Origin of the sequence: Rhizobium aureum (assembly GCF_030182495.1) — a bacterium.
Classification (GTDB): Bacteria; Pseudomonadota; Alphaproteobacteria; order Rhizobiales; family Rhizobiaceae; genus Rhizobium; species Rhizobium tropici_C.
Window position 1 is genome coordinate 57842 of record NZ_JAQJCI010000010.1, and the last position, 12338, is coordinate 70179.

The following is a 12338-nucleotide window of genomic DNA, read 5'->3' on the forward strand; positions in this document are numbered from 1 at the left end:
CCGCCCGGTGGCTTAACCGCCGGGCGGGACCTTGGATGATCGTAAAAGCCGCCTTGGCGGACGTTGCGGGTGGGAGGTCTGCGATGGGCAGCGAGATAACAGTCAGAATGATAGATGTCGCCAAGGCGTTCGGGGAGACGAGGGCACTCAAGAAGTGCGACTTCGAGGCCCGCGCCGGAGAGGTGCACGCCATCGTCGGCGAGAACGGCAGCGGCAAGAGCACGATGGCCAAGATCATGTCGGGCGTTTTGCACCCGGACGCTGGCAAAGTCACGATCCTGGGTGAAAAGGTTGCCTCGCCCGTCGACGCCAAGCGGGTCGGCCTGACCACCATCTTCCAGGAAGTACTGGTTGCCGACGAGGCCAGCGTGTTCGAGAACCTCTATGTCGGTCGTGACGGTGTCTTTCGTTCGCAGTCGACCGGCGATCGGCGGACAGAAGCGGCTGAAATCGTGGCGCGGCTCGTCGGAAAATCCGTAGACCTCGATCAACTGGCAGGCAGCCTCCCACTCAGCATCAAACAGTGGATCGTCATCGCCCGGGCTATCCTTCGCAAGCCGCAGGTGCTGATTCTCGACGAATCTTCGGCCGCGCTCGACCTCGACTCGACCCTCCGGCTCCATGCGGAAATCGACCGCCTTCGTGCCGAGGGCGCGACGATCCTCATCGTCACCCACCGGATCGCGGAACTCGTGCGTATCGCCGACCGTGCGACGATCCTGCGTGATGGGATAACTGTCGGTACGCTCGGAAAGGACGAGATCACCGAGGAAAACCTGCTGTCCATGATGACGCCGGCAGATCGGCGCGCCAGCGATGCGACAGAATACGCCTCCCGAAAGAAGGCGCTCTCGGCACCTCTAATACTAACTGCGACTGGTCTCGCCGCACACCGGTCGGCGCGCCTGTTCGATTTCGACCTTCCCAAGGGGAGCATCGTCGGCGTGGCCGGGCTTGATGGGCAGGGGCAGGACGCTTTTATCCGCGCCTTGGCCGGCATCATCCAGCCGTTCGGTGGCGAGGTGAAGGTCCGCTCGGTGGATACGGACAAGATGGTCCCGCTGCGATCGCTCGACGATGCTGCAAACCTCGGTGTTTCCTACGTCTCCGGGGACCGCAAGCGCGAGGGTATTTTCCCGCAACAAAGCATCTTCGAAAACCTCGCCATCGGTGTCTACAGGAAGAAGCTCGGCCCCCTGGGTGTGATCCGCAAGCCCACGCTGAAACCGATGTTCAAGCGCGAAGTGGATCGTCTGCGCATCAAGATCGGCAGCCCGTCGAACAGGATCACCTCACTGTCGGGTGGCAACCAACAGAAGGTGCTCATCGGGCGCGCCTTCGCAAACGATCCCCAAGTCATCCTCCTGAATGACCCCGCCCGCGGCGTCGATCTCGGCACCAAGCGCGACCTCTACCGCGAACTCCGCCTGTTTGCTGAAAAAGGCGGCAGTGTCATCTACCTGTCGACTGAGATCGAGGAGTTCATCGGGTTTGCCGATCGCGTCGACGTGTTCTTCGGGGGAACGTTGTTTCGATCCCTGACCGGCGAGGAAATCGCCGAGGCACCAATCCTCGCCGCTATGTTCGGGAAAGCCCGGGACGCTTCCGTTGATTTCGATCTGGAAAGGACCGCATGATGTCTGCAACCGCTTTCCGTCAAGTCACGCAGGACCGCTCGCTGTACGTTCCGGCCGGGCTTTTCCTTGTCCTCCTTTGCGCCGTCGCCTTCCGTGGCCAAGGTCTGTTCACGAACAATGGTCTGGCCGGAGCCATTCTGGTTGCAACGCCGCTGATCCTCACCGCGCTCGCGATAACACCGATCGTCATGGCGGGCCGCGGAGCCGTGGACCTTTCCGTCGGACCGCTGATGGGCTTCGTCAACGTCACGCTCATTACGTGGCTGGTCGGCAACGGCATCACGCACCCTGTGGCCATCATTGCCTGGGCGGTGGGATTGGGAGCGGCGTTCCAGTTGGTGCAAGCGCTCGTGATCATCTACGTGCGCGTCGCGCCCATCATCGTCACGCTCTCCGGTTTCCTCGTTCTGTCGGGCGTCAACCTGATGGTCATGTCGCGTCCCGGCGGTGTCGCTCCAGACTGGATGCTAAGCTGGGGCGCGGGAACGAGCGTATTTTCGCCTGTCCTGTTGCTTCTGCTCGGCGCTTTCGCAATCTGGGGCGTCCTGAGGGGCACGATGTTTTACCGCAACCTGCGGATGACAGGCGCTGACGAGCGGATGGCCTATACCAGCGGTGTGCAGGTCGACGTCGTGCGCATCATCGCCCATATGGTCGGCGGCGTTTTTGCTGGGCTCGCCGCATTGAGCTACACCGCGCTGATCTCATCCGGCGACCCGACCCAGGGCAGCACCTACACGCTGCAAGCGGTCACGGCGCTGGTCCTTGGCGGCGCCAGTCTCTCCGGGGGGCGCGGCGGTGCGCTCGGCTCGACGCTCGGCGCGATCAACATGTTCCTCATCTCGTATCTTCTGTCCACTTTCAACTTCGGTACGGTTTCGGGCTTCGTTACGCAAATGGCCTTTGGCCTGATCCTCGTTGGATCACTTCTCGTGAACGTCTTCGTCATCAGCCGCCGCACTGTCGCGTGAGGGAGTAAGGAAATGATCTCCACTGTCTTGAACACAGAAATCGGCGCGGCCCGTGGCGCCAGCCCTTTGCGCAAGCACAAGAGTATTTCGATCGGCTTTTGTCTCCTTGCATGTCTGCTCATTCTTGGAGCGCTGCTCGTGCCGGGCTTCGTGTCGCCGCAGAACGCGCGATCGATCCTCCTGCTCGCCGCCTTCCTGGGGCTGGCGTCTGTCGGGCAGACGCTCTGCGCGCTCGTTGGAGCGCTGGATCTTTCCATCCCATACATCATCGGTGGCGCCAATATCCTGCTTCCAAGCCTCATGGTGGCGGGTCTTCCGGCGCCCGTCGCCATGATCGTCGTGCTCGTCCTTGGCACTTTGGTCGGGGCTTGCAACGGCGCCCTCAGCTTCCGGCTGCAGGGTCAGGCGCTGATCATGTCGCTCGGCCTGGGTTTCGCGGCCGTCGGGGCGGTCCAGATCTACACCTCGCTCGGATCGCAGTTCGGCGGTACCGTCTTTGCGCCCGTCCCCGGATGGCTTCGCAACCTTTCGGCGTTCAACGGCAAGTTCTTCGGTCTGCCGTTTCCACCGGTTATCGTCATATGGGCTTTCATCGCCGTCGCCCTGGGCTGGATAATGCACAACACCTGGTTTGGCCGGAGCCTCTATGCTGTTGGCGGGAGCCGCACGGCCGCCGCCCGCCTCGGAATCTCGGAATTCAAGATCTGGACAGTGATCCACAGCGTCAGCGGGGCGATGTCGGCACTCACCGGAATGCTGCTCCTCGGTTTCTCCGGCGGCGGTTTCGTCGGGGTCGGTGATCCCTATCTGTTCACCACCGTGGCGGCGGTCGTTATCGGCGGAACATCTCTTCTAGGTGGTGCCGGCGGGTATGGAGCGACGGTCCTCGGCGTCCTCGTGCTTACTGTCCTGACCTCGCTTCTCGTCGGCCTGGGGCTCAGTTTCCCGGCACAACAGGCCGTCGTAGGGCTGCTGATCGTCCCCATGGTCGCGATCTACGCCCGCTCACCACACATCCGTAATCAAATTTGAACGTTGCATCGAAAGGAATATCAATGGCTATCTCCACCGCTCTACTGGATCGCCTGAAAGACCCCTCCCTGGTACGCGAGGAAATGCTGGTAGGAGGCGACTGGCGAAAAGAGGGCGCGAGCGGCAAGACGATCCAGGTCCACAATCCCTCGACTGGGGACGTGATTGCGAGCCTGCCGAGCGCAGGACTCCAGGACGTCCGCGAAGCCATCGACGTCGCCAAACTCGCCCAGAAAAAGTGGGCCGCACGATCGGGCAAGGAACGTGCCGGCGTCATGCGGAAGTTCTTCGACCTCGTCACGGCCAACACCGAGGACCTCGCGATCATCCTGACGTCCGAGATGGGCAAGCCTCTGGCCGAGGCACGCGGCGAGATCGCCTACGGCGCTTCCTACATTGAATGGTTCGGGGAAGAAGCCAAGCGTGTTTACGGGGACACCATTCCGGGGCATCAGGCCGACAAGCGCCTAATAGTCATCAAACAGCCCGTCGGCGTGGTGGCGGCCATCGCGCCCTGGAACTTTCCTTCCGCCATGGTCTGCCGCAAGATCGCCCCGGCGCTGGCATCCGGCTGCGCCATCATCTTCAAGCCGGCCGCCGAAACCCCATTGTCGGCCCTTGCTCTTGCCATCCTCGCTGAGCGTGCGGGAATACCCGGCGGCCTGTTCAGCGTCCTGCCGACAGACAACGCCCGGATGTTCGGTGAAGAAGTCTGCTCGAACCCCGTCGTCAAGAAGCTGACCTTCACAGGGTCTACCGAGGTCGGGCGCATCCTGATGGCGCAGGGCGCACAAAAGATCATGAAGCTCAGCCTCGAACTCGGCGGCAACGCTCCCTTCATCGTCTTCGACGATGCCGACCTCGACGAGGCCGTGGAAGGAGCGATGCTGTCCAAGTTCCGCAATGCCGGCCAGACCTGCGTTTGCGCCAACCGTCTCTACGTCCAGAGCGGGGTTTACGACCGCTTCATTGAAAAACTGGCGGCGCGGGTTTCCGCGCTCAAGGTCCTTGACGGGTTCGAGGATGGAGCCACCATCGGTCCGCTGATCAACGAGGATGCAGTAGCGAAGCTCTACAGCCACATCGATGACGCTGTCGGTAAGGGTGCGAAGGTCGTTGTCGGCGGAGCAAGGGACGAGCGTGGTGGCACCTTCGTCCAGCCGACGCTTCTCTCGGAAGCCACAAAGGAAATGAAGGTCGCACGAGAGGAGACCTTTGCGCCGCTCGCCCCGGTCTTCAGGTTCGAAACGACAGACGAGGTCATTGAACTGGCCAACGACACCGAGTTCGGTCTCGCTGCCTACTTCTACGCCAACGACCTTCGAAATGTCTGGAAGGTTACGGAGGCCCTGGAGTACGGGATGGTCGGCGTCAACACCGGCCTGATCTCGACGGAGGTCGCACCGTTCGGCGGCGTCAAGCAGTCGGGGTTCGGCCGCGAGGGCTCAAAATACGGCATGGATGACTTCCTTTCGATGAAATACGTCTGCATGGGCGGCATACAGTCGTAGTCCAACGGTTGGTGGCGCGTCTTAAGGCTCGCCACCCGCAATTTGAGCTGGTCACGGAGGCCCGATGACACATTCTGCAGTAGGCGGGGAAACTCTTGGTCAAGACCGCGCCGACAGCCTTCAAAAAGAGGCGGTCGACCGCGAGCAGGACCCGGCCGATCACGCTGCCCAGGCGAACGTGGAGGGCAGAACGGCAATGGAACGTCGGAACGTGCGGAGAGAGGCAGGCGCTAGACTCACCTTTGTGCTGGGTCTGTGTGCTTAAGGCTCGCGTTGACGCAACGTCTGATGACCCATCTCGATAGTTTCGTAGGTATTTTTCGACGGGACGAGGACAGCGCGCCACCGGCCACTCGCTGGCAAGATCATCACCGGTTGTCTGGCATTTTCCTGGTGGCACCTTGACGCAAGGCGCACGTGTCGGGACGCTCGTGCCTGCCGGCCCCAGTGCTCTTATGACTCAAGGGCAGCATCAGTTGAACCTCACTTCACATTTGCAGATTCTGCAATGGCTTGCGGCCGTCAACTGCCGCAAGGCCCTGATGCGGCGGTCACAGATCGCCGAGAGATTGCGCGGTCGCAGACTAATATTTTGACCTGGAAGAGCCCACTATCGTTACCGCGACTTGGTCGCGTTGCAATGATGAAACGGTGTTGCGCCTCACACCTGCGTTCCAGAGTGTCCGGGCGAGACCGTGACGACCACGGCCCCGCCGGACGTTGCCTTGGGAGGCTGACTTCTGGACAATGTTCGTGACGAGAGCTTAGTGCTTCATGCGCAGGATTGGCTTGATGACCTTGCCGCTCTCGGAATCGGCCATTGCCTCGTTGATCTTGTTGAGATCGTAGAACTGGACGAGCTTGTCGAACGGGAACCGTCCCTGCTGCCAGTATTCGATGAGCTCGGGTATGAATTTGGAGGGAATGCTCTGGCCTTCGACCACACCGACGAGCGTACGGCCGAACAGAAAGTTGCCGATATCGACGATCCCTTCCGTTCCGAGCGCGGACGATCCGACCAGTCCACAGGTTCCTGGGGTGCCGAGGCAATCGACCGCTTGGCGAAACACCTTCGGCGAGCTCGTGCATTCGAGACTGAAGTCTGCGCCTTCGGGAATGATTTCCCTGATTGCCTTGACGCTATCCCCATTGCGGGCGTTTATGATGTGGGTTGCACCCAGTTCAATCGCCAGTTCGAGACGTTCATCGTTAAGGTCGATCACGATGATGGTCGAGCATCCGGCGATCTTCGCCGCCATTACGGCTGCCATGCCGACCGCACCCGCGCCGAACACTGCAATGGAAGATCCCGGTTGGGGCTTGAGGCAGTTGAGAACCGCTCCGGCGCCCGTTTGCAGCCCGCAGCCCAGCGGTCCCATGAGTTCGAGCGGAACATCTTTGGAAACCTTGACCGCATTGCGCTCGCTGGCGATGGCGTAGGTGGCGAAAGAAGACTGCTCGAAGAAGCACCCGCTGATCTGGGTACCGTGTGAATCATGTAGCGGGCAACTGCCATCCGGCCGGGTGCCACGGAAATTTCTGCCGAAAAAGTCTTCACAATAATAAGGCGTGCCTCCCTGGCACTTTTCGCATTTCCCGCAATATGCGTAGCTTAGAGCCACGTGGTCACCGGGCGAAAGCCCTTTTACATCGGCCCCGACCACTTCCACGACGCCGGAGCCTTCATGGCCGAGAACCACGGGCTGCGGTACGTCATATCCTTGGTCGCGAACAACCATGTCGGTGTGGCAGACACCGCTCGCCACGATCCGGACGAGGATTTCGTCGGGGCGAGGTTGATCGATCCCGATGCACTCCAGAACAAGAGGCTTTGCCTTTTCGCGCGAAATTGCAGCGTATGCTTCTTTCATAAAATGACTCCTTAAGTGCGCGCTCGGCCGGTGGGTGACACTTGTAGGCGTTAGCAGACAATCAGTCAATTATCTTCAGTGAACGAAAATGCTCGCTGAGGCCAATGCCAACGCGCTACACGGACATGTAAAGAAACAAAGCGATGTAATATCAATTGCTTCCTCGGGGTATGCGGCCGATCTAGATCTTGGCCCGAATTGTTGGCTGTCTTAAAACTGGAATTTGCTTGACAGATTGACTGAGTCTGACGTGACGTTCATCGAACGCTCCGGCTGACGGTAGTGCCCGTATTTCCTGCGCCTCGCAGCCTCATTTTCCGGGCAATGGTAGCGATAATGGCGCCAAACTTCCTTTTCATGAACCTCGCCGGCGAGGCGCGGTCTCCTCTGTTTCCTGTTGCGCGCTCGTGGGGTGAGGTGACGGACGGTTGCTTTGTCTTATTGCTATATCGAACCGAGCCGCAATAAAAGAATAACTAAATCAGCGTGATAACACAGACGACACGTCGAAAATCCGAAATTCAAGATACTTTATTGACAGATTGTCTGCTTATTCATAATGATGCGATCTGCCGTTTGGGGAGAATTCGGCGATGGCTGGAAGATAACGGCGCTCCAGGTCGCAGACAAAATGGCCGCGTTGGGTGGCAAGAGGAGGAGAATTCTGATGAAAAGACGTACATTCCTGCAGACGGGCAGTGCCTTGATTGCAGCGGGCGCGTTCGGAATACCGGGCATCCTGCGGGCAGACGATACTATCGCCCTGCTGCCCGACACTTGGCCGTCCGAAGGGGAAAACCCCGTCGTCGAAGCTGGTAAGTTCGCCAAGGCAGGTCCCTGGAAGATCGGTCACAGCCACTATGGCCTGGCCGGTTCAACGCACACCTATCAGACCGCGTTCGAAGCCGAATACGAGATTAGCAGGAACAAGGCCCGTGTCGCAGACTATCAATTCCGAAGCGCCGACCTCAACGCCTCAAAACAGGTCGCCGACATCGAAGATCTGATCGCACAAAAAGTCGATGCAATCATCATTGCGCCGCTTACAACAGGCTCGGCCGTGGAAGGCATCAGGAAGGCAAAGGCCGCCGGCATTCCGACGGTCGTCTATCTCGGTCGCGTCGACACCGAGGATTTCACGGTGCAGGTCCAGGGCGACGACTTCTACTTCGGTCGGGTGATGGCTCAGTTCCTGGTCGACAAACTAGGCAACAAGGGAAAAGTGTGGGTGCTGCGCGGCGTCGCCGGGCATCCGATCGATGCTGATCGTTACGCCGGGGCGATGGAAGTCTTCAGCAAGTCCGGTCTCCAAATCACCTCAACCCAGCACGGCAGCTGGTCCTACGAGGACTCAAAGAAGATCGCCGAAAGCCTCTATCTCTCTGATCCCGATGTCGCCGGGGTTTGGACTGACGGCGCAAATATGTCGCTCGGGGTCCTGGACGCGCTGCAGGAAGCCGGGGCTTCCACCATTCCACCGATCACGGGAGAAGCCCTGAACGGATGGATGCGTCGTTGGAATGATGAAAAGCTCTCTTCGATCGGGCCCATTTGCCCTCCGGCTCTTTCGACGGCAGCCCTGCGTGCGTCCTTCGCGCTTCTCGAAGGCAAGCCGATCCAGCGCAACTGGACCAACCGGCCCAAGCCGATCGTCGACGAAAATCTTGCACAGTTTTACCGCTCCGATCTCACGGACGCTTACTGGGCCCCGACAGAAATGCCGAATGAGAAGCTCCTCGAGTACTTCAAGGCCTGACGCATTGAGGGCGCGGACAAGCGCGCCCTCTTCACCCTCGCAGATGGAAGTGTTCATGAGTATGCTTGTCGAGATGGTCAGCATCAACAAGTCCTTTGGTGCGACCAAAGTCCTGTCGAATGTTCAATTTTCGCTTGAACGCGGCTCCGTCCACGCGTTGATGGGCGAGAACGGGGCGGGAAAATCCACGCTGATGCGAATTCTGGCCGGCGTCTATCAACAGACCGCTGGACGCATCCGTCTGCGAGGAGAAGAGGTGACCTTCCGGTCCCCCAAGGAAGCGCGTCTCGCCGGGGTGTCGACAGTGTTTCAGGAGTTCACCCTGATCCCCAATCTCACGGTCGCCGAAAACATGTTTCTTGGACACGAACCGCGGCGTGCCGATGGGTCGATAGACACCGCCGAGGTCGTCGAGCGATCCCGCAAGCTGCTTGCCGACGTTTTCCCTCAACTGGACGCGACGGCGATTGTGGAAACGCTGACGGTTGCCCAGCAGCAGGCAGTGGAAATCGCCAAAGGCCTGACATCCAATGCCGATGTCTTCATTTTCGATGAACCGACCGCGGCACTAAACTCAACGGACGTCGCTCATCTCTTCAAGGTCATCCGCGATCTGAAGGCGCAAAACAAGGCTGTCGTCTACATCTCGCATCGGATGAACGAGGTGTTCGAACTGTGCGACACCATCACCGTCATGAAGGACGGGGCTTGGGTAAAGACAGCCAGGGCAGAAGACTTTAATCTCCAAACGCTCGTGGCAACCATGGTTGGACGCGAACTTCAGAGTTTCTTTCCGCCGAGGGCACAGGCCATTGGATCGCCGATGCTCGTCGTGGCAGGGCTTCGTCTCAATGACCATGGCCCGCCAGTCGGTTTTTCCGTACGCACGGGCGAGATCATGGGGCTCGCCGGGCTGGAGGGCCAGGGGCAGCGTGAAATCATGCGTGCGGTCGTCGGGGTCGAACCCGCCGCAGCTGCGAGCGTCCAGCGTCGCCGCGACGACAGCATGATCGATGTGAACGTATCCTCAGGCTTTTCGAGTGCCATCTCAGCGGGCATTGGTTTCATTCCTGAAGACCGCAAGCAGGAAGGCCTGTTTCTTCGGCTTCCGATCTACGACAACATCGCACTTGGCAAGCAATTGAACCGGAACATGGCGAGCGTTGCATGGCGTTCCATCTCCAGGGTTCACGATGTCATAAAGTCGCTCCGTGTTGCGGCTGCCGACCCCGCCTCGCCCGTCGGCAAACTTTCGGGCGGAAACCAGCAAAAGGTGCTTCTGTGCCGCTGGCTGCTTTCGGGGGTCGATATCCTTGTCATCGAGGAGCCGACACGGGGCGTCGATGTCGGCGCGAAAGCGGAAATCTACAAGCTGCTTCGCGATTTTGCCGATCGTGGCGGTGCAGTGATCGTCTCGTCGCGCGAGCACGCCGAACTGATCGGGCTGTGTGACAACATCCTGGTCGTTCACGACAAAAAGATCGTCGGGCAGATGCCCGCGCTCGATGCCACAGAGGAAACCATCCTGGGAACCGCACTAGGTTCGAACTTCGCGCACGATCCGCGCGCCGCTGTTCATTGAGGAGGATACATGAATACCATCGCAAACTTCCTGAAGACTCCTTACCGGGCGGGTGCGATCCGGCTGTCGATCGGGACGCTATTCGTGCTGGTGGTCGCCTCGGTCATCCTGCTTCCAGAATTTCTGGCGCCGGAGAATCTGTCGAACCTGCTGGCCCAATCTACTGTTCTTGTCATTTCTGCGCTCGGCCAGACCTTTGTGATCCTGACGGGCGGCCTGGACGTTTCCGTTGGTTCGATCATCAGCGTGACGACCACGATCATGACACTCGACATGCCAGAGGTTGTCCGTGTCGTGCTTTGCATTGCGGTTGCGATCGCATTCGGACTGGCCAACGGATACGGCGTAGCCAGGCTTAACGTCCACCCGATCATCATGACCCTGGCAACCATGGGGATCGGCCAGGGACTGGCGCTTATCATTCTCCCGATCCCCGGCGGGAAGGTGCCTGATTGGCTGTCGGCGTCAGTCGCGGGTTCGGTCGGGCCCGTGCCGAACTCGCTGCTCTGGCTGATCGCCGCCACCGTCGTTGCTGCCTGGATGCTTTATCGCAGGCCGTTTGGCCTTTACCTGTTCGCTTCGGGGGGTAACGATTTCAATGCCCGCATGAATGGCGTCCCGGTCGAGCGCACAGTCATCAAAGCCTACATCCTGTCGGCGCTATTTGCTTGTGCTGCCGGGATGTTCCTCGCGGGCCGCCTTGCCTCAGGCGATCCCAAGGGGGGTGCCACCTTCGGAATTGAATCCGTTACCGCAGCAGCGCTCGGGGGTGTTCACCTAGCTGGCGGTATCGGTAGCATCCTCGGCACTGTCGCCGGCGCGGCTATCCTCGGCATCGTCAACAACGTGATGAACCTCGCCAACGTCTCGGCATTCCTCCAGTCGGTCGTGAAGGGCCTTCTGCTGCTGGCACTCGTCGTTTCGCAGCGTCGCAAAACGATCGGACTTTGAAAGAGATGGACCTCTCGATGACCACAGCAGATGCGAAAATTGAGACGCCATCCCGCACTCTCACCGCCAAGCGCACACTTTCCTGGGTGCTCGGCTTGCCCCCGGCATATTACGTGCTCGCAATCCTGATCGCTTTGGCCCCCGCGGTAAGTGCGACGCTGATCAATCCGAACTATTGGTTCGTGATCCTGAAACAGTCAGCGCCGCTCGGGATCGCGGTGCTGGCGCAATCTCTTGTCATGCGGGTGCGTTCGATTGATCTCTCGGTCAGTGGCGTGTTTGCTTTTTCGATCTATCTCGCCAGCTCCGGGCTCCTCAACAGTTACCCGTCCTTCGTCACGGTCCTGATGACGATCGTCATCGGCCTTGCCGTCGGTCTGATCAACGGCGCCCTCGTGGCCTATGTCCGCGCCTCCGCGGTCATCGCGACGCTGAGCGTATCGGCGATCCTCATCGGGATCGTCCAGTTCATGAGTTCCGGCCGTGCACCGGGTTCGACACCAAGCTGGCTTCGCGTCCTGACGAGCGGGAACATCTACGGCCTGTCTTACTCCGTTATCGTCTGGATCGGGATTTCCGTGGTCGTCGCACTAGCGTTCCGCTTCCTGATCCTCGGGCGCTACTTCCGCGCTGTCGGCGACAATCCGAGGGCGGCGGAGATAACAGGCATACCTCTGGCTCGAACGATTTTTGTCTCGCATACGCTGGCGGGCACGCTGACGGGCATCGCCGCCCTGGTTCAGGTGTCGGCGCTGGCCGTTGGAACGATCAAGCCCGGCTTCGACACCTTCATGAACGCTCTCGCCGCGACGATTCTCGGTGGGGTGACGTTCGGCGTCGACCGCGGCGGCGTCGCGGGGCCTTTCGTGGCGGTCGTCGCCTTCAGTTTCCTATTTGCGATGTTGACCGTGTTCGGCATCCAGGAGCCCGGCAAGCTTATCGTCCAGGGCGGGATCATCGCTCTTGCGGCGATCATTTACGGCGCACGCGTCGGTCGCGTCTAGCCCGCACGGGATGCCAGACAGGT

The 12338-nt window shown here is 59.9% G+C and carries 9 protein-coding genes; 8 read left to right on the plus strand and 1 reads right to left on the minus strand.

Annotated features, from left to right (window positions below; translation table 11 throughout):
- Positions 1-83: 83 nt before the first annotated feature.
- Genes PH552_RS21765 through PH552_RS21780 form a run of 4 tightly spaced genes read left to right on the plus strand, consistent with a single transcriptional unit; the run spans position 84 to position 5151 of the window.
- Positions 84-1637 (plus strand): sugar ABC transporter ATP-binding protein, encoded by a 1554-nt coding sequence (locus PH552_RS21765; RefSeq protein WP_015341891.1) that lies wholly within the window; start codon positions 84-86, stop codon positions 1635-1637.
- On the plus strand, positions 1634-2608 hold the full coding sequence (locus PH552_RS21770; RefSeq protein WP_015341892.1) for an ABC transporter permease: 975 nt from the start codon (positions 1634-1636) through the stop codon (positions 2606-2608). Before PH552_RS21765 ends, PH552_RS21770 begins: the two co-directional genes overlap by 4 nt.
- Positions 2609-2620: 12 nt before the next feature.
- A complete protein-coding gene (locus PH552_RS21775; protein WP_004129685.1) occupies positions 2621-3640 on the plus strand; it encodes an ABC transporter permease in 1020 nt (339 codons plus the stop codon).
- A gap of 23 nt (positions 3641-3663) precedes the next feature.
- Positions 3664-5151, plus strand: a complete 1488-nt coding sequence (locus PH552_RS21780) for an NAD-dependent succinate-semialdehyde dehydrogenase (protein ID WP_015341893.1) — start codon at positions 3664-3666, stop codon at positions 5149-5151.
- Positions 5152-5915: 764 nt separating this feature from the next.
- On the opposite strand, the gene PH552_RS21785 is transcribed toward PH552_RS21780, so the two are convergent.
- Positions 5916-7022, minus strand: coding sequence for an NAD(P)-dependent alcohol dehydrogenase (locus tag PH552_RS21785; RefSeq protein WP_179613267.1), 1107 nt, complete (start codon positions 7020-7022; stop codon positions 5916-5918).
- Positions 7023-7689: 667 nt separating this feature from the next.
- Here PH552_RS21785 and PH552_RS21790 point away from each other — a divergent pair.
- Genes PH552_RS21790 through PH552_RS21805 form a run of 4 tightly spaced genes read left to right on the plus strand, consistent with a single transcriptional unit; the run spans position 7690 to position 12315 of the window.
- Positions 7690-8778: an ABC transporter substrate-binding protein gene (locus tag PH552_RS21790; RefSeq protein WP_004129668.1), complete on the plus strand. Its 1089-nt coding sequence runs from the start codon at positions 7690-7692 to the stop codon at positions 8776-8778.
- Between the two features lie 55 nt (positions 8779-8833).
- Entirely contained in the window at positions 8834-10360 is a 1527-nt protein-coding gene (locus PH552_RS21795; protein WP_179613266.1) for a sugar ABC transporter ATP-binding protein, read from the plus strand.
- Between the two features lie 9 nt (positions 10361-10369).
- Entirely contained in the window at positions 10370-11311 is a 942-nt protein-coding gene (locus tag PH552_RS21800) for an ABC transporter permease (RefSeq protein ID WP_004129665.1), read from the plus strand.
- A gap of 5 nt (positions 11312-11316) precedes the next feature.
- Positions 11317-12315 (plus strand): ABC transporter permease subunit, encoded by a 999-nt coding sequence (locus PH552_RS21805; RefSeq protein ID WP_179613322.1) that lies wholly within the window; start codon positions 11317-11319, stop codon positions 12313-12315.
- Positions 12316-12338 lie beyond the last annotated feature (23 nt).

Coding starts and splice junctions, on each gene's coding strand:
- PH552_RS21790 (WP_004129668.1), top strand. CDS start 7,690: ATGAAAAGACGTACATTCCTGCAGACGGGCAGTGCCTTGATTGCAGCG.
- PH552_RS21765 (WP_015341891.1), top strand. CDS start 84: ATGGGCAGCGAGATAACAGTCAGAATGATAGATGTCGCCAAGGCGTTC.
- PH552_RS21800 (WP_004129665.1), top strand. CDS start 10,370: ATGAATACCATCGCAAACTTCCTGAAGACTCCTTACCGGGCGGGTGCG.
- PH552_RS21775 (WP_004129685.1), top strand. CDS start 2,621: ATGATCTCCACTGTCTTGAACACAGAAATCGGCGCGGCCCGTGGCGCC.
- PH552_RS21805 (WP_179613322.1), top strand. CDS start 11,317: ATGGACCTCTCGATGACCACAGCAGATGCGAAAATTGAGACGCCATCC.
- PH552_RS21795 (WP_179613266.1), top strand. CDS start 8,834: ATGAGTATGCTTGTCGAGATGGTCAGCATCAACAAGTCCTTTGGTGCG.
- PH552_RS21785 (WP_179613267.1), bottom strand. CDS start 7,022: ATGAAAGAAGCATACGCTGCAATTTCGCGCGAAAAGGCAAAGCCTCTT.
- PH552_RS21780 (WP_015341893.1), top strand. CDS start 3,664: ATGGCTATCTCCACCGCTCTACTGGATCGCCTGAAAGACCCCTCCCTG.
- PH552_RS21770 (WP_015341892.1), top strand. CDS start 1,634: ATGATGTCTGCAACCGCTTTCCGTCAAGTCACGCAGGACCGCTCGCTG.